Source organism: Paraburkholderia sp. (assembly GCF_050742655.1).
Lineage (GTDB): Bacteria > Pseudomonadota > Gammaproteobacteria > Burkholderiales > Burkholderiaceae > Paraburkholderia.
In genome coordinates this window covers 283,842-308,328 of sequence record NZ_JBOIGG010000004.1, presented here as the reverse complement: position 1 = coordinate 308,328, position 24,487 = coordinate 283,842, and the positions used below count along the sequence as shown (strand labels likewise).

The 24,487-nt window shown below is 65.4% G+C and carries 23 protein-coding genes and 1 pseudogene; 10 read left to right on the top strand and 14 right to left on the bottom strand.

What is annotated here, in order from left to right; all coding sequences use genetic code 11:
- Positions 1-87: 87 nt before the first annotated feature.
- Positions 88-1,851, bottom strand: a complete 1,764-nt coding sequence (locus tag ACREXZ_RS08625) for an acetolactate synthase 3 catalytic subunit (RefSeq protein ID WP_431763689.1) — start codon at positions 1,849-1,851, stop codon at positions 88-90.
- Between the two features lie 424 nt (positions 1,852-2,275).
- On the opposite strand from ACREXZ_RS08625, the gene ACREXZ_RS08620 reads away from it, so the two are divergent.
- The 10 genes and pseudogenes from ACREXZ_RS08620 (at position 2,276) to ACREXZ_RS08575 (ending at position 9,701) form a co-directional block, all read left to right on the top strand.
- Complete coding sequence (locus ACREXZ_RS08620) at positions 2,276-2,839, top strand: RNA polymerase sigma factor (RefSeq protein ID WP_431763628.1); 564 nt, start codon at positions 2,276-2,278, stop codon at positions 2,837-2,839.
- Entirely contained in the window at positions 2,836-3,255 is a 420-nt protein-coding gene (locus tag ACREXZ_RS08615) for a DUF3619 family protein (RefSeq protein WP_431763627.1), read from the top strand. The genes ACREXZ_RS08620 and ACREXZ_RS08615 overlap by 4 nt, the downstream gene beginning before the upstream one ends.
- A gap of 16 nt (positions 3,256-3,271) precedes the next feature.
- Entirely contained in the window at positions 3,272-4,012 is a 741-nt protein-coding gene (locus tag ACREXZ_RS08610) for a DUF3106 domain-containing protein (protein WP_431763626.1), read from the top strand.
- Positions 4,013-4,024: 12 nt separating this feature from the next.
- Complete coding sequence (locus tag ACREXZ_RS08605) at positions 4,025-4,555, top strand: RDD family protein (RefSeq protein WP_431763625.1); 531 nt, start codon at positions 4,025-4,027, stop codon at positions 4,553-4,555.
- A 265-nt stretch (positions 4,556-4,820) separates the two neighbouring features.
- Positions 4,821-5,651: pseudogene (locus ACREXZ_RS08600) on the top strand (UDP-2,3-diacylglucosamine diphosphatase); the annotation flags it as partial.
- A 63-nt stretch (positions 5,652-5,714) separates the two neighbouring features.
- On the top strand, positions 5,715-6,746 hold the full coding sequence (locus ACREXZ_RS08595) for a glycosyltransferase family 4 protein (protein ID WP_431763624.1): 1,032 nt from the start codon (positions 5,715-5,717) through the stop codon (positions 6,744-6,746).
- Positions 6,747-6,760: 14 nt separating this feature from the next.
- Complete coding sequence (locus ACREXZ_RS08590; RefSeq protein ID WP_431763623.1) at positions 6,761-7,408, top strand: diacylglycerol kinase; 648 nt, start codon at positions 6,761-6,763, stop codon at positions 7,406-7,408.
- 185 nt (positions 7,409-7,593) lie between these two features.
- The gene (locus ACREXZ_RS08585; protein ID WP_431763622.1) at positions 7,594-8,319 is read left to right on the top strand and encodes a TetR/AcrR family transcriptional regulator; all 726 of its coding nucleotides are present in this window, start codon (positions 7,594-7,596) and stop codon (positions 8,317-8,319) included.
- A 3-nt stretch (positions 8,320-8,322) separates the two neighbouring features.
- A complete protein-coding gene (locus ACREXZ_RS08580; protein ID WP_431763621.1) occupies positions 8,323-8,916 on the top strand; it encodes a TIGR00730 family Rossman fold protein in 594 nt (197 codons plus the stop codon).
- Between the two features lie 38 nt (positions 8,917-8,954).
- Positions 8,955-9,701, top strand: a complete 747-nt coding sequence (locus ACREXZ_RS08575) for an SDR family oxidoreductase (RefSeq protein ID WP_431763620.1) — start codon at positions 8,955-8,957, stop codon at positions 9,699-9,701.
- Positions 9,702-9,746: 45 nt separating this feature from the next.
- On the opposite strand, the gene ACREXZ_RS08570 is transcribed toward ACREXZ_RS08575, so the two are convergent.
- From ACREXZ_RS08570 to ACREXZ_RS08510, 13 genes are all read right to left on the bottom strand, one after another.
- Positions 9,747-10,358, bottom strand: a complete 612-nt coding sequence (locus ACREXZ_RS08570) for a DUF924 family protein (RefSeq protein ID WP_431763619.1) — start codon at positions 10,356-10,358, stop codon at positions 9,747-9,749.
- Positions 10,355-11,086, bottom strand: a complete 732-nt coding sequence (locus ACREXZ_RS08565; protein ID WP_431763618.1) for an alanyl-tRNA editing protein — start codon at positions 11,084-11,086, stop codon at positions 10,355-10,357. Before ACREXZ_RS08565 ends, ACREXZ_RS08570 begins: the two co-directional genes overlap by 4 nt.
- Positions 11,087-11,278: 192 nt before the next feature.
- Positions 11,279-11,689: a group II truncated hemoglobin gene (locus ACREXZ_RS08560; RefSeq protein ID WP_431763617.1), complete on the bottom strand. Its 411-nt coding sequence runs from the start codon at positions 11,687-11,689 to the stop codon at positions 11,279-11,281.
- Positions 11,690-11,754: 65 nt separating this feature from the next.
- Positions 11,755-14,247 (bottom strand): ABC transporter permease, encoded by a 2,493-nt coding sequence (locus ACREXZ_RS08555; RefSeq protein ID WP_431763688.1) that lies wholly within the window; start codon positions 14,245-14,247, stop codon positions 11,755-11,757.
- A gap of 80 nt (positions 14,248-14,327) precedes the next feature.
- Positions 14,328-14,945 (bottom strand): DUF4126 domain-containing protein, encoded by a 618-nt coding sequence (locus tag ACREXZ_RS08550; protein WP_431763616.1) that lies wholly within the window; start codon positions 14,943-14,945, stop codon positions 14,328-14,330.
- 234 nt (positions 14,946-15,179) lie between these two features.
- Positions 15,180-15,500, bottom strand: a complete 321-nt coding sequence (gene sugE, locus ACREXZ_RS08545) for a quaternary ammonium compound efflux SMR transporter SugE (RefSeq protein WP_431763615.1) — start codon at positions 15,498-15,500, stop codon at positions 15,180-15,182.
- A gap of 90 nt (positions 15,501-15,590) precedes the next feature.
- Positions 15,591-16,289, bottom strand: coding sequence for a two-component system response regulator KdpE (kdpE, locus tag ACREXZ_RS08540; protein WP_431763614.1), 699 nt, complete (start codon positions 16,287-16,289; stop codon positions 15,591-15,593).
- On the bottom strand, positions 16,282-19,233 hold the full coding sequence (locus tag ACREXZ_RS08535) for a DUF4118 domain-containing protein (protein WP_431763613.1): 2,952 nt from the start codon (positions 19,231-19,233) through the stop codon (positions 16,282-16,284). The genes kdpE and ACREXZ_RS08535 overlap by 8 nt, the downstream gene beginning before the upstream one ends.
- A gap of 233 nt (positions 19,234-19,466) precedes the next feature.
- Entirely contained in the window at positions 19,467-20,045 is a 579-nt protein-coding gene (kdpC, locus tag ACREXZ_RS08530; RefSeq protein WP_431763612.1) for a potassium-transporting ATPase subunit KdpC, read from the bottom strand.
- Between the two features lie 56 nt (positions 20,046-20,101).
- The gene (gene kdpB, locus ACREXZ_RS08525; protein ID WP_431763611.1) at positions 20,102-22,186 is read right to left on the bottom strand and encodes a potassium-transporting ATPase subunit KdpB; all 2,085 of its coding nucleotides are present in this window, start codon (positions 22,184-22,186) and stop codon (positions 20,102-20,104) included.
- 39 nt (positions 22,187-22,225) lie between these two features.
- Entirely contained in the window at positions 22,226-24,031 is a 1,806-nt protein-coding gene (gene kdpA, locus ACREXZ_RS08520; protein ID WP_431763610.1) for a potassium-transporting ATPase subunit KdpA, read from the bottom strand.
- Positions 24,028-24,120 carry a K(+)-transporting ATPase subunit F gene (kdpF, locus tag ACREXZ_RS08515; RefSeq protein ID WP_431763609.1) on the bottom strand — a complete coding sequence of 31 codons (93 nt, stop codon included), beginning with the start codon at positions 24,118-24,120 and terminating at the stop codon, positions 24,028-24,030. The genes kdpA and kdpF overlap by 4 nt, the downstream gene beginning before the upstream one ends.
- Positions 24,117-24,230, bottom strand: coding sequence for a potassium ABC transporter ATPase (locus ACREXZ_RS08510; RefSeq protein ID WP_431763687.1), 114 nt, complete (start codon positions 24,228-24,230; stop codon positions 24,117-24,119). The genes kdpF and ACREXZ_RS08510 overlap by 4 nt, the downstream gene beginning before the upstream one ends.
- Positions 24,231-24,487 lie beyond the last annotated feature (257 nt).

Sequence of the window (24,487 nt, the reverse complement as noted above, 5' to 3'; positions counted from 1 at the left end):
GATCGACGTTGGCGAGGTTCGCGCCGCTTCGCCCGTTCGCGCCCTTCGTGAAGGCGCGCATGGCGAAGCCGGCGGACGAAACCGTCGTTACAGGTCTTCCGACCCGAGCAGCATCTCGGTGATGCCTTTGCCGGCCTGAACCATCGGCCAGACGTTCTCGGTCTGATCGGTCTGGAAATCGAGAAACACCGTGCGATCCTTCAGACGCAACGCTTCCTTCAGCGCCGGCTCGACATCCGCGGTCTTTTCGATGCGCATGCCGACGTGGCCGTACGCCTCAGCGAGCTTCACGAAATCAGGCAGCGCGTCCATGTACGAATGCGAATAGCGCTTGCTGTATTCGATCTGCTGCCACTGGCGCACCATACCCAGATAGCGGTTGTTCAGCGAAATGATCTTGATCGGCGTCTCGTACTGCTTGCAGGTCGAGAGCTCCTGGATGCACATCTGGATCGAGCCTTCGCCGGTGATGCAGAGCACGTCGTCGTCCGGATGCGCGATCTTCACGCCCATCGCCGCCGGCAGGCCGAAGCCCATCGTGCCCAGGCCGCCCGAGTTGATCCAGCGGCGCGGCTTGTTGAAGCGGTAGAACTGAGCCGCCCACATCTGATGCTGGCCGACGTCTGAACACACGAACGCATTGCCGTCGGTCAGTTCGTACGCCTTCTCGATCACATACTGCGGCTTGATGATCTCGCTCTTGCGGTCGAACTTCAGGCAGTCTTTCGCGCGCCATTCCTCGATGTCCTTCCACCATTGCGCGAGCGCTTCGGTGTCCGGGCCATGTTCGGCGGTCTGCAGCTGTTCGATCAGTTCCTTCAGCACTTCCTTCACGTCGCCGACGATCGGAATGTCGACCTTCACGCGCTTCGAGATGGAAGATGGATCGATGTCGATGTGAATGATCTTGCGCGGCCGCGACGCGAAGTGCTCCGGGTCGCCGATCACACGGTCGTCGAAGCGCGCACCGATCGCGATCAGCACGTCGCAGTACTGCATCGCCATGTTCGCTTCGTAGGTGCCGTGCATGCCGAGCATGCCCAGGAATTTCCTGTCGCTCGCGCGATAGCCGCCAAGGCCCATCAGCGTGTTCGTGACCGGATAGCCGAGCAGATCGGCGAACTGGTTCAGCTCGCGAGCCGCGTCAGCGAGGATGATGCCGCCGCCGGTGTAGATATACGGACGCTTCGCCGACAGCAGCAGCGCGACGGCCTTGCGGATCTGACCAGAGTGGCCTTTGGTAACCGGGTTGTACGAGCGCAGCGACACGTTCTTCAGCGGCTCGTAGCGGCACGGCATCTTCGACACGTCTTTCGGAATGTCGATCAGCACAGGGCCGGGCCGGCCGGTACGAGCGATATAGAACGCCTTCTTGACCGTCGCCGCCAGGTCGCGCACGTCCTTCACGAGGAAGTTGTGCTTCACGCAGGGTCGCGTGATGCCGACGGTATCGCACTCCTGGAACGCGTCCTGACCGATCGCGGCAGTCGGCACCTGGCCGCTGATCACGACGATCGGGATCGAATCCATGTAGGCGGTGGCGATGCCGGTCACCGCATTGGTGACACCGGGGCCGGAGGTCACGAGGCACACGCCGACCTTGCCGGTCGAACGTGCGTAGGCGTCGGCCGCGTGGACCGCGGCCTGCTCGTGGCGTACGAGAACGTGCTGGAATTTGTCCTGCTTGTACAGCTCGTCGTAGATGTAGAGTACCGAGCCGCCGGGATAGCCCCAGACGAATTCGACGTCTTCGTCGGCCAGTGCCTGCATGAGCACGGTGGCGCCGATAGAGTCAGCTTCGTGGGACGGAGTGGTATCCGACGTGGAGAATTCCGCGCTGGGCATGTTCATCATTCACCTTTCGAATTTTCGGCAAAAAATTGATTGGGTGCTCTCTGCCGGGCTTGTGGCTCGGGTTCAAGCGGCGCGTCCAGTTGGCAGGCGGGCTTCTTGGGCCACGCCTCAATTGAGACAGTCACTTATGTTGCGAACCGCCGACGATAGCGGCTCGGCGGCGCGCGGTCAAGCAAATAATGCCGCGCTGCAGCGCGGCGAGCCATAAGGGCGGTAAAAGCGGGACTGGCTGCGGGTCGGTGAGACAATCGGCGGGCCGGTTGCTTTCGCCCAGCCTTCTTCCTGCTTTCGCGAAGATCGCCATGACAGGCCCTGTATGTCCGCGTTTTAACCCGGCGCGGCGAAAGTTTGCTAGCATCCGCGGGTTTTACGACATTTTTCGAACGTTTACGCGCACGCTCGTTGCGCCGATCCCCAACGGATGGCATCAGACAAGGAACTCGCCGACTTTCTTGCGGGCGTCGAAAGGCGCGCGTTCAAGCAGACGGTCTACGCCGTGCGGGACGACGATTCTGCGCTCGACATCGTGCAGGACGCGATGATCAAACTCGCCGAAAAATACGGCGACCGCCCCGCCGCTGAGTTGCCGCTACTGTTTCAGCGTATTCTCCAGAATGCGACGCATGACTATTTCCGTCGCCAGAAGGTGCGCAATACGTGGGTCAGCCTGTTTTCGTCGCTCGGCAGCGCCGACGACGACGAATTCGACCCGCTCGAAACGTTCGAGGCCAGGGAAGGCTCGGTGGGCGCCGAAAGTGGCGAACAGAAGGTCGAGCGCGAGCAGATCCTGCAGCTGATCGACGAAGAGATCCAAAAATTACCGGCACGTCAACGGGAGGCCTTTCTGATGCGTTACTGGGAAGATATGGATGTCGCTGAGACTGCCGCCGCAATGGGCTGCTCCGAAGGCAGCGTGAAAACACACTGCTCCCGGGCCACCCACACGCTGGCGCATGCGCTCAAGGCCAAAGGAATCACGCTATGAGCTCCGCTCCCGATACTAAAGAACTCGAGTTTGCGCGGCAGCTGCGCCGTGCGCTTGACGAAAACGCGGCCAGCATCCCGCCCGCCACCGTCGACCGCCTCGCCGCGGCGCGCCGTGTCGCCCTCGCCCGCAAGAAACCCGAACCCGTCGCCGCGCCGGTCTTCGTTCCTGCGTTCGCCGGCATGCCTGCCGGCCTCGCGCATGCTCCGCAGCGCCGTCCATCGCGGCTGCGTCGCTTCGCGCTGGCGTGGCCGCTCGCCGCACTCGTCGTCAGCCTCGTCGCGATCGCTTACTGGGAAGACCAGCAGCGCACCGCCGAACTCGCGGACATCGACGCTGCGATGTTGAGCGACGACCTGCCGCTCAACGCGTATCTGGATCACGGTTTCAACGCGTATCTGTCGCGCGCGCATTGAGCGGGAGAGTCTACGGGTGAGCTACAAGCGCGGCCTGGCCGTTGTCTTCGGGTGCGCAATCGCAGCCCTGGTGTCGTTCGCCGCCACCTTCCCCCGCTTCTATCCTTCGCCGTCACAGGCCACGCGTCCGGCCGGTACCGGCACTGCGGTCAAGCCGGTGACGCCTTCGCTGTCAGTCGAACTGCCCGGGTTGCCGACCAGCAATAATCCGCTCGCGTGGGCCCGTCTGAGCAATGCCGAGCGCGTCGCGCTCGCGCCGTTCGCGAGCCAGTGGGACACCTTCGGCGACGAGCGTCGTCGCAAGTGGCTGAAGATCGCGTCGCGCTACTCGAAGCTCTCTCCGGATGCGCAAAAGCGGCTGCACGACCGGATGACCGAGTGGACACGCATGACACCGGAACAGCGCCGCGTCGCGCGCGAAAACTACCAGGTGTCGAAAGAGCTGCCGCGCGAAACCCGCCAGAACGCGTGGAAGGCCTACCAGCAATTGCCCGAAGAACAGAAGGAGCGCCTCGCCGCGAGCGAACGCAAACGCCGCCCGACCGTGGTCAGCGCGCCGCCGTCCGGCAAGACCGAGGTCAAGGATCTCGACCGGCTCAATGCAAAGGAGCGCGGCGCGAGCGCCGTGTCGGCTGCGTCCGCAACGGCGGCGGGCGCATTGCCCACGCCGGCCATTCCGGGCGCCGGGAGCTTCGTGCCGGCCACGCCGATTCCGGTGTCGCCGTCCGAAGCACCGTCGATCTTCAACGGTTCCTGAGCCCCGCCTGCCATGACCGATTCCGCCGCCGTGTCAGACCTCACTACCCCCTTGCCCCCCGTTCCCGGTTCAACGGTGCCGACCATCCGCCGACGCCTCGCGACGATGGTCTACGAAGGCGTGATCCTGTTCGGCATCGTGTTCATCGCGGGCTATCTGTTCAGCACACTGACACAGCAACGCAACGGCCTCACGCATCACAACGTACTCGCCGCGTGGATCGGGCTCGTCGTCGGTGTGTATTTCGTCTGGTTCTGGACACACAGCGGTCAGACGTTGCCGATGAAAACCTGGCACGTGCGTCTCGTCGATGCCGATGGCGCACCGGTGACCACACCGCGCGCGGTACTGCGCTACGTGCTCGCGTGGCTGTGGTTCCTGCCGCCGCTCGCACTGCATCCGCTGCTTGGACTCGCGGTGCCGCAGACCCTCGTGATCGCCGCAATCTGGTTCGTGCTGTGGGCCTCGACGGCCCTCTTCAACACGCACCAGTTCCTGCACGACCGGCTCGCGGGCACGCGGATCGTCGCGATCGCGCGCTAGCCAGGCACCTTCCGCGTCGCCTCAACGCACATCTCGCCGTCGCGCCGTTGCCACAACGCAATCGGCGTAATAAGAACTTCTCGTGACTGTCACGGCGTAGTCACGCGCCAATGGCCGAATGCGTGTACCGCAACTCGACGCGTGAGCCATGGACCCCAAAACGTCCGCGACTTCCCTGTTCCGCCAGATTGGCCCGAGCGTCGACCCCGTCGCGTTCCGGCCCAACTCCTCTCCCGGCAGCGCGCTGCCACTGCCACTACCCATCGCTCCATCGCCGCCTGTCGCGCACGATACGCAACGCGATGAGGATGGCGAAGCATCGCACCGCTACCGCACGATCTGGCTATCGGACATTCACCTCGGCTCGAGCGGCTGTCAGGCGACGTACCTGCTCGACTTCCTGCGGCACAACGAATCCGAGTACCTGTACCTCGTCGGCGACATCATCGACGGCTGGCAGCTGAAAAAAGGCTGGTACTGGCCGCAGGCGCACAACGACGTCATACAGAAGATCCTGCGCAAGGCGCGCAAGGGCACCCAGGTCGTGTTCATCCCAGGCAATCACGACGAAGCCGCGCGACAGTTCTGCGACCTCGCGTTCGGCGACATCCACGTGCGCGGCGAAGCGTTTCACACGACGCTCGCAGGCAAGCGTCTGTGGATCGTGCACGGCGATCTGTTCGACGGCGTGATCCAGCACGCAAAGTGGCTCGCGTATCTCGGCGACACGCTGTACACGCTGATCCTCGTGCTGAACCGCTGGTTCAACCGGATCCGCAGCCGCTTCGGCTTCCAGTACTGGTCGCTGTCGCAGTACCTGAAGCATCAGGTGAAGAACGCGGTGAACTTCATCTCGTCGTTCGAGCGCGTCATGACCGACGAAGCACGCCGCCGCGGCTGCGACGGCGTGGTCTGCGGCCACATCCACAAGGCGGAGATTCGCGACATCGACGGCGTGCTGTACTGCAACGATGGCGACTGGGTCGAAAGTCTGTCGGCACTCGTCGAGACGTTCGAGGGCGAACTCAAGGTGATCTACTGGACCGTGATGCGCTCGCCGCAGGCCGACGTACAGAAGGCCAAGGCAACCGCCTGACATGCTTCATTCCGCGTCTCACTGCACGCTGTTTTCCGATTCACTCCGACTGGGCCAGAACCGATGAAGATCATGATCGTCACCGATGCATGGGAGCCGCAGGTCAACGGCGTCGTGCGCACGCTGAAGAACACGACGCGCGAACTCATCGCGCTCGGCCACCGCGTCGATCTGCTGACGCCGCTCGAGTTCAAAACGATTCCGTGCCCGACGTACCCGGAGATTCGTCTGTCGCTGCTGCCCAAGCGCAAGCTGCGCCAGCGCATCGACGAGTTCGCACCGGACGCGCTGCACATCGCGACCGAAGGCCCACTCGGCCTCGCTGCGCGCAACTACGCGATCTCGCACAAACTGCCCTTCACGACCGCGTATCACACGCGCTTTCCCGAGTACGTGCAGGCGCGTTTCGGCATCCCGCTCGGGGCGACGTACCGCTTCCTGCACTGGTTCCACAAACCGTCGCTCGCAGTGATGGCGCCGACGCCGATCGTCAAGACCGATCTCGAGAAATTCGGCTTCACGAACGTCGTGCTGTGGACCCGCGGCGTCGATCTCGACATCTTCCACCAGATGGATTCGAAGGTGCTTAACAGCGCGCGGCCGATCTTCCTGTACGTCGGGCGCGTGGCCGTCGAGAAGAACGTCGAGGCCTTCCTGAAGCTCGATTTGCCGGGCTCGAAGTGGGTCGCCGGCGAAGGCCCCGCGCTCGCCGAACTGAAGTCGCGCTATCCGCAGGCGAACTATCTCGGCGTGCTGACCCAGGCGGAACTCGCGAAGGTCTATGCGGCTGCCGACGTGTTCGTGTTCCCGAGCCGCACCGACACGTTCGGTCTCGTGCTGCTCGAAGCGCTCGCGTGCGGCACGCCGGTCGCCGCCTACCCGGTGACCGGTCCGGTCGACGTACTGGGCAATGGCGGCGCCGGCGCGATGAACGAGGATCTGCGCGAAGCGTGCCTCGAAGCGCTGAAGATCGATCGCCAGCATGCGCGTGCATGGGCCGAGCGCTTCTCGTGGGCTGCGGCGTCCGCGCAGTTCGCGGCGCACCTGAAGCCGCTGCAGCGCGAATCGTTCGCCGAGAACAGCGCCGCCGCGTGATCAAGACGCCGTCCATGCGAGCCAGGACCTCATCCGTGCGGCGCGACGCGAATGGCGCGTTGCCGTCGCACGCGACCGGCGCCGATCCCTTCGACGACGTGCGTCCCGATCCCGAGCACAACAACGGTACGGCCCCTGCAACGTCCGACGCGAAGCCGCGCGTCGCGTCGGTGCATCGCGCCGCGCCGCAGCCGGACGAACCCGCGCACGACCACCCGAACGGACACGAACCGCTCGGCCCCGACGATCCGCTCACACCGCTGCCGTTCAATCCGTACAAGGGCAATCGCGGCGTCACGCGCGCATGGCACGCGATGAAAAATTCGTTCGCCGGCTTTCGCGTCGCAATCCGCGAAGAAAGCGCGTTCCGCCAGGAGCTGACGCTCGCCGCGATCCTGCTGCCGTGCGGCGTGGTGGTGCCCGTCGATCCCGTGTCGCGCGTGCTGCTGCTCGGCTCGGTGCTGCTGGTGCTGATCGTCGAGTTGCTCAACTCGAGCGTCGAGGCCGCGATCGATCGCATCTCGCTCGAGCGCCACGAACTGTCGCGACGCGCGAAGGATCTCGGCAGCGCCGCGGTGATGGTCGCGCTGTTCATGTGCGTGATGACGTGGGGGCTGATCGTCGGACCGCTCGTGTGGCACTGGATCGCCGCACTGCTTTAACGTTTGCGCGAAGCGCATTGCATATCCGTCGCGTCGCGACGAAAATGAAAACCCTGATTGCTGGCTTGGAAAGCGAACGGTCGGTTTATAATCGACCGGCTATCTCCAATACCAACCGCGTCCGGGTGGCTCATGCAGCAGCGGCTTGCCGCCGCGCCCTCCCGGCGAAACCAGGGCCGGACGTCATGGAAGCCAAACCTCCCCGTCGCACCCGAGAACGGATTCTCGAACTATCGCTGAAGCTCTTCAACGATATCGGCGAACCGAACGTCACGACGACGACGATCGCCGAGGAAATGGAGATCAGCCCGGGCAATCTGTACTACCACTTCCGCAACAAAGACGACATCATCAACAGCATCTTCAGCCAGTTCGAGCAGGAGATCGAGAAGCGTCTGCGTTTCCCGGACGATCACCGCGCGACGATCGACGAAATGTGGTCGTATCTGCAGTACATGGGCGATTTCACATGGCGCTATCGCTTCCTGTATCGCGATCTGAACGACCTGCTGGCGCGCAATCGCACGCTCGAAACGCACTTCAAGCAGATCATCACGCACAAGGTGCGCTTCGCGAGCCAGTTCTGCGAGCAGCTTGTCGCAGATGGCGAGATGATCGCGACCCCCGAGGAAATCGGCGTGATGGCGACCAACATCGGCGTCATCACCACGTACTGGCTGTCGTATCAGTTCGTGATGAACCCACGTAAGTACAACGAGCAGGAAACGATCCGCGACGAGCTGCATCAGGTGAGCGTGCAGGTCGTGTCGCTGATGGCGCCATATCTGCGCGGACGCTCGCGGCAGATCTTCGACGATCTGGTATCGGGCAAGCTGCCGAAGCGCGAGTTCTACGATTACCTGCCGCCGAAAGAAGGCGCGGCTCCGCGCAACGAACCGAAGGATGGTTGAGCAATGAAGTCGGTGTGTGTGTATTGCGGCTCCGCTAACGGGGCCCGTCCGGTGTATGCGGAAGCGGCGCGCGCGTTCGGCCGCGCGCTCGTCGAGCACGACCTCGCGCTCGTCTACGGCGGCGGCAAGGTCGGCCTGATGGGCGTGATCGCCGACGAAGTGATGAAAGGCGGCGGCCGCGCGATCGGCATCATTCCCGAACTGCTCGTCAACAAGGAAGTCGGCCACGAAGGTTTGACCGAACTGCACGTCGTACCCGACATGCATCATCGCAAGAAGATGATGGCCGATCTCGCCGACGCGTTCGTCGCGCTGCCGGGCGGCGCGGGCACGCTCGAAGAACTGTTCGAGGCTTACACGTGGGCGCAACTCGGTTATCACCAGAAGCCGGTCGCGGTGCTGAACATCGACGGCTTCTACGATCCGCTGATGGCGATGCTGCGACATACCGTCGAAGAGGGCTTCATGAAGCAGAGCTTCCTCGACGTGCTGTACGTGAACGCGAGTCCCGTCGCGCTGATCGAAGAGCTGAAGGCGTATCGGCCGGTCGCGCACGACAAGTGGGCCGACAATCACGGTAACCGCCCGGCCGTCTGAACCCGACGACCCTTTGTTCTGATCCCAGCGAGTCTTCAATGTCCCCTGTCGTTCTGATCACCGGCGCGAGCCGCGGCATCGGCCGCGCGACTGCGCGCCTGCTCGGCGCGCGCGGCTGGTCGGTCGGCGTGAACTACGCGCGCGACGCGGCGGCCGCGCAAGCCGCCGTCGCCGAAGTGCAGCACGCCGGTGGCCGCGCGATCGCGATTCCCGGCGACGTCTCCGACGAAGCGGCCGTCGTCGCGATGTTCGACGCGACCGAGCAGGCGTTCGGCCCGCTCACTGCATTCGTCAACAACGCGGGCATCGTCGCGCCGTCGATGCCGCTCGCCGACATGGACGCCGCGCGCCTGAAGCGGCTGTTCGACGTGAACGTGTTCGGCGCGTACCTGTGCGCGCGGGAAGCGGCACGCCGAATGGCCACCGACCGCGGCGGCGCGGGTGGTGCGATCGTCAATGTGTCGTCGGCTGCGGCGCGTCTCGGCTCGCCGAACGAATACGTCGACTACGCGGGCTCGAAAGGCGCGATCGATACGATGACGATCGGCCTCGCGAAAGAACTCGGTCCGCGTGGGATTCGCGTCAACGCAGTGCGCCCTGGACTGATCGACACCGAGATCCACGCGAGCGGTGGTCGCCCTGATCGTGCCGCGGTGCTCGGCGCACAGACGCCGCTCGGCCGGTCCGGCAGCGCGGATGAGGTCGCCGAGGCGATCGTGTGGCTGCTCACCGATGCGGCGTCGTATGTGAACGGCACGTTGCTTGATGTGACGGGCGGGCGCTGAAGCTTCCGGAGGCGACGAGGCTGCTCGCCATAAGCAAAACGACACTCAAAACGACGACCCCGGCTCGCGCAGAAACGCGAGCTCCGCTTCGGTCGACACACGACCAAGCAGTGCATTGCGATGCGGAAAGCGCCCGAAGCGCTCGACGATCTCCGCGTGCCGCTGCGCGTAGCGGTAGTAGTCGGCGTGCGCGGCTGCAGGGTCCGCGTCGAGTTGCTGGAAGAGTCGCAGCGACGTCTGCTGGCTCGCCGCCGACTCGTCGTGTTCGAACGGCAGATACGCGAACGCACGGTGATGGGCGGTCGGCAGGCGCAGGTCGTCGCCCTGCTCGATTATTTGCGTCGCAATCTGCAGCGCCTTCGCGTCAGCGGCGAATGCACGCGCGGTGTTGCGATGACAGTTGCGCGAGAACTGGTCGAGCACGATGACGAGTGCGAGCGCGCCTTCCGGCGTGCGCGTCCAGTCGTCGAGTTCGCCCGCGCGGGCCGCGTCGATCAGCGCACCGAAGCGCTCGCGCAGCATCGCGTCGAACGCTGCGTCGCGCGCGAACCACTGCTTGCGCTCGTCGCCAAAACCATCGGTGCCGGGCACGCCGAACCAGCATTCGAGCACGTCCGCCGCGCGCGGATCGAGCGGCGCGTGAGCATTTGCGCTCATGCGAACTCCAGCACAAGACGCCGTGTACGCGCACTCTTCTTCTCGAGCTTCGCGACACGCAGCGCACCGATCTCACGCGTGTTGCGTACGTGCGTGCCGCCGCACGGCTGCAGGTCGACGCCTTCGATGCGCAGCAGCCGCACGCGCCCGAGGCCCACCGGCGGCTTCACGCTCATCGTGCGCACGAGTTCGGGACGCTGCTGCATTTCGTCGTCGGTAATCCATTCGGTCGCGACATCATGCGCGCCGCCGACCAGTTCGGCGAGCCGTGTTTCGACCGCTTCGCGCTCGATCGGCTCGACGGTCGCGAAGTCGAGCCGTGCGTAGTCGATCGTGATGCTGCATCCATCGACCGCATACGGCAGCACCGCGCACATCAGATGGCTCGCGGTATGCAGCCGCATGTGCCGGTAGCGGCGCGCCCAGTCGATTTCCGCGCGCACGGGCTCGCCCGCCGCGATGCGCGCGAGCAGGGCTTCCTGTCCCGGCGCGGGCACATGCACCGCGTCGTCGGGCGTCGCGCCTTCGAACTTCGCCTTACGCGTATCGGCGATCTCGATGCGGGTGCCGTCGGCGAGTATCAGCGCGCCGGCATCGCCCGCCTGGCCGCCGCCGAGCGGATAGAACACGGTCTGGTCGAGATGGATGCCGTGCTCATCAATGGCGGTGATCGCGGCTTCGCAATGCGTGAGGTAGGCGTCCTCGCGAAAGAGTGCGCGCGTGGTCATCGGTGGGGTCTCCGTGGGGTTCTTGCAAACGATGATTATGCCGGGCATGCGGGCCTGAGGAGTGGCAGGCTCGTGCGCTGCGCGGGCGGTACTGTACTGGTTGTGGGGCCGGGCCAGTTCGCTGGTATTCGCAGCCGTACTTGTTCGCGAACCCTGGCCGTGCACAGACCTTTCGTGGTGTGGCGCAGCCCCTCAGTCCGGCCGGTTACGCATCCAGTCCGCCGTATCGAAAAACGAATGCAGCAACCGCTCCCGCAGCGCTTCGGCCAACCCGACCTCTTCCATCGCCCACGCCATGCACTGCAGCCACTGATCGCGCTCGTTCGATGAGATCGCAAACGGCAAATGCCGTGCGCGCAGACGCGGATGACCGAAGCGACTGACGTAATGATCCGGACCACCGAGCCAGCCGCACAGGAACCAGAAGAACTTGTCGCGCGAGCCGTCGAGCGTCGGCGGATGCAATGCACGCAGACCGGCGAAGTCGGGTTCGAGATCCATCAGGTCGTAGAAACGGTCGACGAGTTCGCGCACGCGCGCCTCGCCGCCTACGAGTTCGAACGCCGTCGTTTGCTCGGGCGTGGCTTCGGTCGGTTCGGTCATACGGTCAATCGGTTTTTCAATTCAGTGGATCGGATCGGTACTCGCGTGGGCCTCACGCCTGGGGTTCAAGCATCACGCAGCGACTGCAGCGCCGGCCGCGCGAGCACATGACGCAGGCTCATCCACCCACCGAGCGCCGCGCACGCGATACCCGCGGCAACGCCCGCGGGCAGCAGCCACGGATTGAAGCTCAGGTGGAATTCGAACACGCGCGTCGCGAGCACCCAGCCGATGATCTGCGCGCCGATCGCGGCCATCAACCCCGACAGCGCGCCGACCGCGATGAACTCCGCGACCTGCACCGCGCGTACCTGCCGGTGCGATGCACCGAGCGCGCGCAGCAGCGCGGATTCGCGCATACGCTCGTCGCGTGTGCCCGCGAGCGCCGCGTACAGCACGAGGATGCCGGCCGCGAGCGTGAACGCGAACAGGAACTGCACCGCGCCGATCACCTGTTCGAGCACGCGCTGCACCTGCGCGAGGATCGGCCCCATGTCGATCGCCGTGACGTTCGGCCAGGTCGCGACGAGGCGGTCGACCGTCGACTGCTGCGGCGGCCCGACGTGGAAGCTCGTGATAAACGTCGCCGGAAAATCCTGCAGCGCCGCGGGCGGCATCAGCACGAAGAAATTGACCTTGAACGATCCCCAGTCGAGCTTGCGCACGCTCGTCACCGGCGCCTCGATGGTCAGCCCGGTCACGTCGAAGCGCAGCACGTCGCCGGTCTTCACGCCTACCAGTTTCGCGAGCCCCTGCTCAATCGAGATCTGCGGCTTGTCCGTCGTGCCGTACCAGGTACCGTCGGCGATCAGGTTGTCGGACGGCAATTCGGACGTATACGACAGGTTGAATTCGCGATCGACGAGCCGGCGCGCATCCCCGCTCTTGTACGTATCGGGATTGATCGGTTTGCCGTTGATCGCGATGAGCCGTCCGCGCACCATCGGCGACAGCGCGGCGTCGGGCCAGCCGTGATCGGTCAGGTACTGTCCGATCGCCGCGCGCTGATCGGGCTGGATGTCGATGATGAATTCGTTCGGTGCGTCGGGCGGGGTCGAGTGGCGCCAGCCGGCGATCAGGTCGTTGCGCGTCATCGCGATCAGCAGCAGGCACATCAGGCCGATGCCGAGCGCGGTGATCTGCAGCGCGCTCGCGCCGCTGCGCCGTTCGAGCGATGCGAGCGCATAGCGCCAGCCGATGCCGACGTTCAGCCGCTCGCTGCGCGCAAACCGCGCCGCGCCCCACAGCGCGATGCGCGCGACGATGAGAAACACGAGCAGTCCGCCCGCAAAACCGCCCGCGACGATCCCGCCGAGTTTCCACTCGCCCGCCGCAATGATCAGCAGCCCTGCAAACAACACGACGCCGAGCGCATACGCGGCCCACGCAGTGCGACCCGCGTCGCCCCATTCGCGTCGCAGCACGCGCACCGGCGGCACGCGCGTCAACGGCAGCAGAGGCGGCAGCGCGAAGCCGAGCAACAGCACGAGTCCCGCCGCAATCCCTTCGAGTGCCGGCAGCACGCCGGGCTGCGGCAGCACGACGTCGATCAGGCTGCCGAGCCACCACAGCAGCGCAAGATGCCCCGCATAGCCGAGCGCGACGCCGAGCGCACCGCCGATCAAGCCGAGCCCGACGAATTCGAGCGTGAACAGCGTGCGCAGCGTCCGCTGACTCACGCCGAGGCACCGCATCGCCGCGCAACCGTCCAGATGCCGACGCATGTAGCGATGCGCCGCCATCGCGATCGCGACCGCCGCGAGCAGCGCGGTCAGCAGCGATACGAGTGTGAGGAAATGGCTCGCGCGATCGAGCGTCTGCCGGACCTGCGGCTGACCGTCCTGCAGCGATTCGAGGCCGACGCCGCGCATCTTGCCGCCGTCGACGTGCTGATGCGCCCATTGCGCGAACGTCGCGACGGCCGGATCAGGCCCGGCGACGAGCAGACGATACGTGACGCGGCTGCCGTACGCGATGAGGCCGGTCGACGGCAGATCGCCGGCGTTCAGCATCAGTCGTGGCGAAAAATTGACGAACGCGAAGCCGCGGTCGAGCTCGCGCGTGATCACCGCGCCGATCTTGAACGTGCGGTTGCCGACCCGCACCGTGTCGCCGACGTGCAGCTTCAGCGCATCGAGCAGCGCCGGGTCGGCCCATACGACGCCCGGCGGCGGAATGCCGCGCTCGGCATGGTCGGGCACGTTCTCGGCGGGCGCGAGCCGCAGTTCGCCGCGCAGCGGATAGCCGGGCGACACCGCTTTCAGCGCGGCGAGCCGCGACACCGGCTGCGTGCCTGAGGCGGTGCCCACCATGCTGGGGAAAATCGCGGTAGTCGCGGTGTCGAGACCGAGCGACTTCGCCTGCGCGAAGAACTGCGGATCGACCGGATGATCGGCGCGCACGATGAAATCGGCGGCGAGCATCCGCCGCGCGTCGCGCTCGAGACCTTTCTGCAGACGGTCAGCCAGAAAGCCGACGCTCGCGAGCGCGGCCACTGCGAGCACGAGCGCGAGCAGCAGCATCGTGAGTTCGCCGGCGCGCCAGTCGCGCGCGGTCATCCGCAGTACCTGGCGTAAGAGGTCCGGCCACGCAAGCCGGTGCGCCGCGATGGGCGGCAATTCAGTCCGCTGGGAATCGTTCAATCGTGCCTGCCTCTGAGCGAACCGAAGCGCGTCACCATATGCGTGGCCATCCCGCGAAAACCGCCCTGCACGCCACGCCACAGACGCGGGAGCGCCCAGCCGGCGAGCACCAGGAAACCGATCAGCAGCACGAGGAACAGCACCGGCACGAACAGCGCGAGCAGCAGACCGCCGAACACGAGGCCGTCTTCGGCGGTCGACGTGACCACGTTCGACACCGGTTCCGGCGACAGGTTGATCAGCGCGCGGGTGCCCGCCTTCGCGAGATGCGCGGTGCCGGCGAGCGTGCCGCCCGCGAGCGCGGCGATCGTGAGGAGCGCCGGGTCCGCATGGCCGAACGCGCCGACCGCGAGCACCGCGCCGGCGGGAATGCGGATGAACGTATGCACGGCGTCCCACAGCGAATCGAACGCGGGGATTTTGTCGGCGAGGAATTCGGTAAGGGTGAGGATCGCGGCCACGCCGATCACCCACGGCGACGCGAGCACGGACAGCGTATCGGGCAGATGGATGAAGCCGAGGCGTTCGAGCACGCCGGCCAGCAGAACCGTCAGGTAGAGGCGCAGGCCGCTGCCCCAGGACAGACCTGCCGCAAGAGAGAGAGGTTCAAGCATGGCCGCCTCCTGGCGCGCGCCGCTGCCGGGTGCTTCGGCCGGTTCGCCGGATCTCAGTGGACGATCCGCCGTGCCGAAGCCGCCGACCCGCGCGAGCCGCCGGCCGATGCGAGGGGCCGGGAACGCGGGCAATTGCAGGTTATTCGGTTGATACCAGCTTCATTATAGACACGTTGATTCGCAGTCCGCTGCGTAAAGGGCCCGTAACGGACCAGTAAAGGGCAAAGGGCTAGCTCAATGCCCCGAAGACAGCTTCAACCCGATCAACCCGACGACGATCAGCCCCGCGCTCGCGATCCGCGCGAAGCTCACTACCTCGCCCATCACCACAATGCCGAACACGAATGCGCCGACTGCGCCGATCCCCGTCCACACGGCGTAGGCCGTGCCGAGCGGCAACTGGCGCATCGCCATCGCGAGCAGCACGAAGCTGCCGATCGCGGTCACGATGGTGAACACGGACGGCCACAGCCGGGTAAAACCGTCGGAGGTTTTGAGGCCGGCGGCCCATGCGACTTCGAGCAGACCGGCGATAAACAGAAGAATCCAGGACATGAAACGACTCCATGAAAAATGGGGCCGTCCCCGTTCGATGCAGATGCGCAAGGCCGTCCTTGCGAGCCCGCATTGTAGCAAACGCCTGTTTTACACGGCCCCCACCAGCCGGTAACCCACACCCGTTTCGGTCACGATATGCTCCGGCTGCGCAGGATCACGCTCGAGCTTCTGCCGCAGATGAGCCATGTAGATGCGCAGATAGTGGTGGCTCTCCACATGCGACGGCCCCCACACGTCACGCAGCAGTTGCCGGTGTGTCAGCACGCGGCCCGCGTGGCGCACGAGCGTCGCGAGGAGCCGGTATTCGATCGGCGTCAGATGGATGGCCGTGCCGTCGCGCGACACCTGACGCAGCGCAAGGTCGACGGTAACGGCGCCGAAATGCACCTGCGGCGTCTCGTTCGCGCCGCCGTGGTTGCGGCGGCGCATGTGCGCGCGAATCCGCGCGAGCAGCTCCGATACGCCAAACGGTTTGGTCAGATAATCGTCGGCGCCGGCGTCAAGCGCGGCCACCTTCTCGCTTTCCTGGGTGCGCGCCGACAGCACGATCACCGGCAGTTCGCTCCAGCCGCGCAGTTCCCGGATCACGTCGAGGCCATCGGTATCGGGCAACCCGAGATCGACGATCACGAGATCGGGCTTGCGCGTCGCCGCTTCGATCAAACCCTGCTTACCCGTTTCCGCGTCGTGCACGACGATGCCCTCGCCTTCCAGCGCGCTGCGTACAAAGCGGCGGATCTGTTTTTCGTCTTCGATCAGGACGACGGTAATGCTCGGTTCATTCATGGGTCGGTCCCGCTACGGGTTGGGTGCCATCGTGCACGGGCGGGTCATCGGGTGTCGCGCGACGGTGGACAGCTTCCGTGCTGGCGCTGCCCCCGGCCAGATCGTGTGCATCGTCGGGATGCACCTGCAAGTCTTCGTCGTCCACGTCCGGCAGATCGGCGGCATCGGGTGCGGGCGGCGGCGTCTCGACCGGCAGCGTGAACCAGAAACGCGCGCCTTCGACGCGTCCATCCTGACCAACCCGATTGAGCGCGCCGATTGTACCGCCGTGCGCCTCGACGATCGCCCGGCAGATCGCGAGCCCGAGCCCGATGCCCGGCTTCGCGGATTCCTTCTCGCCGCGCGTGAACTTGTCGAAGATGCGCGTCTCCATGCCGGGCGGCAGACCGGGGCCCGTATCGTCGACGGTCACGCGTACGAACGGCTTCCCGTCGTTGTCATCGATGCGCTGCGCGCCGATCGCGAGCGGCGTATCGGCCGGCGTGTACTTCGCCGCGTTCTCGAACAGGTTCGCGAAGAGGCGCTCCATCAGCACGGCGTCCAGCTGCAGCAGCGGCAGATCGGGCGGCAGCCGCACCTGCGCCGGATGTCGCGCGAGCACGCGACGGCACGCGCGCAACGCGGCGCCGACGGTCTCTTCGAGCAGCGTCCATTGGCGGTTCAGTTGCAATCCGCCCGCCTGCAGACGCGCCATGTCGAGCAGATTCGTGACGATGCCGGCCATCCGCAGCGATTCTTCGTGAATCGCTTCGACGAGATCGTCGCCGGGTTGAGGAGGCGCATCCGGCGACTGCGCATGCGCTTGCTGACGCGTCTGCGCGAGCATCGACGCGAAACCGACGATCGTCGTGAGCGGCGTGCGCAGATCGTGCGAGATCGCCGACAGCAGCGAGTTGCGCAACCGCTCCGATTCCATATTGACGAGCGCGTCGCGCGCAATGTCGACGTAATGCACGCGTTCGAGCGCGAGTGCGATCTGCGCGGCGAACGCGTCGAGCATTCTCTGCTGCTCAGGCACGTCGAGTTCGTGCGGATCGGTCGTCGACACCGCGAGCACGCCGCGCGTGCGCATCGGCGCCTTCAGCGGCAGATACAGCGCGGTCGTCGCGGGCAGCGTGTCGGTGCCATGGCCAGCCGGCTTCTGCTGGTCGTAGACCCACTGACCGACATCGCTGTCGAGATCCGAGCCGTCGAGCGTCACCGCGGCGTCGGGGTCCTCGATCTTCTGCCGCACGCGGTCAGCGCTGTCCGGCAGCAGCATCGCGACGCGCGCGCGAAACACTTCGTGCACGTGCCGGCTGCCGATTCCGACGATCTGCTCAGTCGTGAGCGCCGCGGCCAGTTCGCGCGCCATCGCGTACATCGCGCCGGTACGCGCCTCGCGGCGCTGCGCGACGCTCGCCTCGCGACGCAGGCTCGACGTCAGGTGGCTGATCACGAGCGACGTCAGCAGCATGCCCGTGAAGGTCAGCACGTACTGCGTGTCCGACACGGACAGCGACATGCGCGGCGGCACGAAGAAGAAATCGAATGCCGCGACGCTCGCGAACGACAGCAACACGCCTGGCCCGCGCCCCAGCTTCACTGCGGCGAAGATCACGCCGAGCAGATACAGCATCACGAGGTTCGTGAGATCGATGCGATCGATCAGCTGGCTCGCGATCAGCGTAATACCCGCGCACAGCACGAGCGTCCACGCATACGCGCGCGGCGGCGAACGGCGCTCGCGGGCCGCGCCGAGCGCCTCGCGCCATGCGCGCACGCCTTCGTCGAGCGGCGTGCGCGGCGCATCGCGGCCCGCTTCACGCGTGTCGGATGCGCGGATCAGCGTCAGGTCGAGATCGCCCGCGCGTTCCGCGAGACGCTCGCCGAACGGCCGCCGCAGCCGCCGCATGAAACCGCTGCGCATCGAACTGCCCGCGACCAGCTTCGACACGTTGCGCACCTGCGCATAGCCGATCAGCGCGGCGACCGCGTCGCTGTTCGCGAGCGTCGCGGTTTCGGCGCCTAGTTCGGATGCGAGACGCAGCGCATCGAGCGTGCGTTCGCGGCGCGCGGCGGGTAGCCGCTGCAGCGCCGGCGTTTCGACGTAGACCGCGATCCAGTCGGCTTTCAGGCTCGCCGCGAGCCGCGCGGCGCCGCGCACCAGTGTCGGCGCCTCGGGACCGGGACCGACGCACACCAGCAGCCGCTCGCGCGCCTGCCAGATACGCTGGATCGAACGGTCCGCGCGGTACTCGCGCATCTGCGCGTCGACGCGGTCGGCGGTGCGCCGCAACGCCAGCTCGCGCAGCGCGATCAGGTTGCCCTTGCGAAAGAAATTGCGCACCGCGCGCTCGGCCTGTGCGGGCAGATAGACCTTGCCCTCGCGCATCCGCGCGAGCAGTTCCTCGGCAGGCAGATCGACCAGCGTGATCTCGTCGGCGCTGTCGAACACACGGTCGGGCACCGTCTCCCACACGCGGATGCCGGTGATCTGCCCGACCACGTCGTTCAGGCTCTCGAGATGCTGGACGTTGACCGTCGTGTAGACGTCGATGCCCGCGTCGAGCAGTTCGTACACGTCCTGCCAGCGCTTCAGGTGACGCGCGCCCTGCACGTTCGAATGCGCGAGTTCATCGACGAGCATCAGTTGCGGCCGACGCGCGAGCGCCGCGTCGAGATCGAACTCGGCGAGCTTGCGATTGCGGTATTCGATCTGCGCGAGCGGCAGGACTTCGAGGCCTTCGAGCAGCGCGGCGGTCTCGCCGCGGCCATGCGTTTCGACGATGCCGACCACCACGTCGACACCCTCTTCCTGGTGGCGGCGCGCGGCCTGCAGCATCGCGTAGGTCTTGCCCGAGCCAGCCGAGGCACCGAAGAAGATCTTCAGCTTGCCGCGCTGGCTTTTTTCTTCTTCACGCTGCAGTTTATCGAGCAGTTCGTCGGGATCGGGTCGTGTCATGGAACAGGACGGAGGGCGATAGGGGGCCGGCGGTACCGGCCGGAAAGCCGGCTCGCGATGCCGCGATGGTCGCACGGCGTTGCGGCCGCTGCAAATTCACGGGGGATGGCCGCGACACGCCCGGCAAAAACGGCGGCGGCGCCGGATAGGCGCCGCCTGCCTTCGCGAACCGGCGCGGACTGAACCGACGCGAACCGGTCCGGATCGAACCGGACCTGGCCGAAGCGTCGGGATCAGCCGTGCCCAGCGGCGTCGAGCGCGAGATTCAGCTGCAGCACGTTCACACGCGCTTCACCGAAGATGCCGAACTGCCGTCCGTGCGTATAACGCTCGACCAGCGCGTCGACGTCGTTCGCATTCATCTTGCGTGCCTTCGCGACGCGATCGACCTGATACGCGGCGGCGGCCGGGCTGATTTCCGGATCGAGACCGCTACCCGACGACGTCACCAGATCGATCGGCACGGGCTTCGACATGTCGGTGCCCGCGGCCTTCAGTGCGTCGATGCGGCCCTTCACTTCGTCGGACAGCGCCGGGTTGGTCGGGCCGATATTCGACGCGCTCGAGCCCTGCGCGTTGTACGGCATCGGGCTCGTCGCCGACAGACGTCCCCAGAAGTACTGCGGCGCATCGAACTGCTGGCCGATCAGCGCCGAGCCGACTACCTTGCCGTTCTGCTCGATCATGCTGCCGTTGGCCTGGCTGTTGAAGGCGATCTGGCCGACCGCCGTCATCACGGCCGGATAAGCAAGCCCGGTCAACGCGGCCATGACCGCGAAGATCACGATGAGCGGGCGAAAAAAGTTTTTCATGATGTTGATTCCTCAATCCCTGAATAACGCGTGGCGCTGGCTTAAAGGTTTAACGCTCAAGCCCAGCCCAACCCGGTGATCACCATATCGATCAGCTTGATGAACGGGAACGGCAGCAGAATCCCGCCCAGCCCGTAAATCAGCAGGTTGCGGCGCAACAGCGAGGCCGCGCCGAGCGGCCGGTATTTCACGCCCTTCAAAGCCAGCGGGATCAGCGCGACGATGATCAGTGCATTGAAGATCACCGCCGACAGGATCGCCGACGAAGGCGACGTCAGATGCATGATGTCCAGCACCCGCAGTTGCGGATAGGTCGTCGCGAACGCCGCCGGAATAATCGCGAAGTACTTCGCGACGTCGTTGGCGATCGAGAACGTCGTGAGCGAGCCTCGCGTCATCAGCATCTGCTTGCCGATCTCGACGATCTCGATCAGCTTGGTCGGGTTCGAATCGAGGTCGACCATGTTGCCGGCCTCTTTCGCCGCCTGCGTGCCGGTATTCATCGCCACCGCGACATCGGCCTGCGCGAGCGCCGGTGCATCGTTGGTGCCGTCGCCGGTCATCGCCACGAGGCGCCCTTCGGCCTGGTGGCCGCGGATCGTCGCGAGCTTCGCTTCCGGCGTGGCTTCGGCGAGGAAATCGTCGACCCCTGCTTCAGCCGCGATCGCCGCAGCAGTGAGCCGGTTGTCGCCGGTCACCATGATGGTCTTGATACCCATCTTGCGCAGCTCGGCAAAGCGTTCCTTGATGCCGCCCTTCACGACGTCCTTCAGCTCGATCACGCCGAGCACGCGCGCCGCGCCTTCGCCTTTCTCCGCGACGACCAGCGGCGTGCTGCCGCGGCGCGCGACTTCGTCGACCGCGCTGCTCACTTCGGCCGGGAAACGGCCACCCTGCGCTTCGACGTAGCGTTTCACCGCGTCGGCCGCACCCTTGCGGATTTCACGGCCAGGCAGGTCGACGCCGCTCATCCGTGTCTGCGCGGTGAACGCGAGGAACACGGCTTGCAGCGACGCCATGTCGCGCGCACGGATGTTGAAGCGCTGCTTCGCGAGCACGACGATGCTGCGGCCTTCCGGCGTTTCGTCCGACAGCGACGACAGTTGCGCGGCATCGGCGAGCACTTCTTCCGTCACGCCCGGCGCCGGCACGAACTGCGATGCCTGGCGGTTACCGAGCGTGATCGTGCCGGTCTTGTCGAGCAGCAGCACGTCCACGTCGCCGGCCGCTTCGACTGCGCGGCCCGACGTCGCGATCACGTTCGCCTGCATCATCCGGCTCATGCCCGCCACACCGATGGCCGACAGCAGACCGCCGATGGTGGTCGGAATCAGACAGACGAGCAGTGCGACGAGCGCGGTGATCGTCACGACGTGACCGGCCTTCGCCGCTTCGACCGAGAACATCGAGAACGGCAGCAGCGTCGCGGTGGCGAGCAGCAGCACGATGGTCAGTGCGACGAGCAGGATGGTCAGCGCGATTTCATTCGGCGTCTTCTGACGCTTCGCGCCTTCGACCATCGCGATCATCCGGTCGAGGAACGCCTCGCCCGGGTTCGCGGTGACACGCACGACGATCCAGTCGGACAGTACGCGCGTGCCGCCGGTCACCGACGAAAAGTCGCCGCCCGACTCGCGGATCACCGGTGCGGATTCGCCGGTGATCGCCGATTCGTCGACCGACGCGACGCCATCGATCACCTCGCCGTCGGCGGGGATCACGTCGCCGGTCTCGACCAGCACCACGTCGCCGCGACGCAGGTCGGACGCCGTCATGATGCGGATCGGCGCCTTCGGATGCGGCTCGTTGAGCTTCTTCGCCATCACGTCTTTCTTCGCGCTGCGCAGCGACGCAGCCTGAGCCTTGGAACGGCCTTCGGCGAGCGCCTCAGCGAAGTTGGCGAAGAGCACCGTGAACCACAGCCACAGTGCGACCGCGAGAATGAAACCCGCAGGCGCTTCCGCCTGGCCGACGAGCGCCGCAATCCACAGGATGGTCGTGAGCACGCTGCCAACGTACACACAGAACATCACCGGGTTGCGGAACTGCGTCCGCGGTTTGAGTTTCCTGAATGAGTCCACGATCGCCGGGCGCACGAGCGCCGGATCGAACATGGACCTGGTTGCTGAATGTTCAGTCATCTGTTCCTCTAATTCTTCGAATGCCGTAGCGTGCGGCGATCAGTGGCCAGCCATCATGATCAGATGTTCGACACCGGGACCGAGCGCGAGCGCGGGCACATACGTCAGCGCACCGACCAGCAGCACCGTGCCCAGCACCAGCACGACGAACAGCGGGCCATGCGTCGGCAACGTGCCGCCCGTTACCCCGAGGCGCTTCTTGGACGCGAGTGAACCCGCGATCGCCAGCACCGGCACGATCGTGCCGAAGCGGCCGAACCACATCGCGATCCCCAGCAGAATGTTGTAGAACGGCGTGTTCACCGAGAGCCCCGCGAATGCACTGCCGTTGTTGTTCGCCGCCGAGCTGAACGCGTAGAGGATTTCGGAGAAACCGTGCGCGCCAGGGTTCGCGATACCCGCCTTGCCCGCGTCGGCCAGCACCGCGATCGATGCCCCGACGAGCACCAGCATCGGCGTCAACAGCACGACGATCGACACCATCTTCATCTCGTACGCTTCGATCTTCTTGCCGACGTACTCCGGCGTGCGGCCGATCATCAGCCCCGCGACGAACACCGCCAGCAACGCGAACACCAGCATCCCGTAGAGCCCCGAGCCAACCCCGCCGAAGATCACTTCGCCGAGCTGGATCAGAAGCAGCGGCACGAGACCGCCGAGCGGCGTCAGCGAGTCGTGCGCGTTATCGACCGCGCCGCACGACGCCGCGGTCGTCGCGACGGTGAAGATGCCCGACTGCGCGATGCCGAAGCGCGTTTCCTTGCCTTCCATGTTGCCGCCCGACTGCAGCGCATTCGCCGACTGGTCGACGTGCAACGACGTGAGCGTCGGATTGCCAGCCTGCTCCGAGCTGATCTCGCCGACGACGGCCACGGTGAACGCGATCGTCATCACCGCGAGCACCGCGATGCCCTGGCGGCGGTCGCTGACCATCCGTCCGAACACGAGACACAGCGCGGCCGGAATAATCAGGATCGACAGGATCTGCAGGAAGTTCGAGAACGGTGTCGGGTTTTCGTACGGATGCGCCGAGTTCGCGTTGAAGAAGCCGCCACCGTTGGTGCCGAGCATCTTGATCGCTTCCTGCGACGCGACCGGACCCATCGCGATGGTCTGCGTCTTGACCGGTGTGTCGACCGTCACCGGGTTGCCCTTCGCGTCCTTCACCGGGTTGCCTTGCGCGTCGAGCTTCGGCGCGGCGTACGTGGTCGTTTGCAGCGTCGGTACGTCCTGATAGGCCTTGAAGTTCTGGATCACACCCTGGCTCATCAGCAGCGCGGCGATGATCGCGGCCATCGGCAGCAACACATACAGCGTGATGCGCGTCAGGTCGACCCAGAAGTTGCCGATGGTCTTCGCGGTGTGCCGAGCGAAGCCGCGCACGAGCGCGATCACGACGACGATGCCGGTTGCGGCTGACATGAAGTTCTGCACCGTGAAGCCGAGCATCTGCGTCAGATAGCCGGTCGTCTGCTCCGGCGTGTAGTCCTGCCAGTTGGTGTTCGTGACGAAGCTGACGGCGGTGTTGAACGCACCGTCGACGGTCATCGGACCGAACGCCTGCGGATTGCCGGGCAGCCAGCCCTGCACACGCAGCAGCACATAAAGGAACAGCGCGCCGAGCGCGTTGAACGCGATCACCGCGAACGCGTAATGCTTCCAGCTCATTTCGCTCGACGGATCGACGCCGGCCACGCGATACAGCAGCCGTTCGAACGGACCGCCGATACGCAGCGCGCGCGACGTGCCGTCCATCACGCGCGTCAGATAGCGCGAGACCGGTACGGCGAGTACCAGCAGGACGACGAGATAGACGACCGTCTGAAGGACATTGTTGAAGTTCATTCAATGTCCTCCGCGCGCAGCAGCGCATAGACCAGATAACCAAACAGCAGCGCGGTCGCCGCGCCCGATAGCCACAACATCCAGCTCATGAGCGTGCTCCCTGACCGCGCCGGTACTGCTCGAGCTTCTCGCAGCCGGCAATCATTGCAAAGGTCAGTGCGATAAACAGCACGATTCCCCCGATGTACAGCGCATCCATTTTGATGTTCTCCATGACGGACTTTGGATGCCTGCAACGTTATGCCGGTTGGCGTAAAGGGCGGGACAAGGTTGGATGGAGGGGTGTAAAAATCGCGTAAACGCGGAGGATCCGGCACTGGCATCGAACGGCGCGGAAGGCCTATGGGCGGGTGGGTTGCGGCTGTTGCCGCGGTCTGGATGACGGCGGGCGATCTGCAAACGCGATAACGGTGAATCTGCCGCGACGCCTGGCGGACTTGCTAAGATTGACTGTTC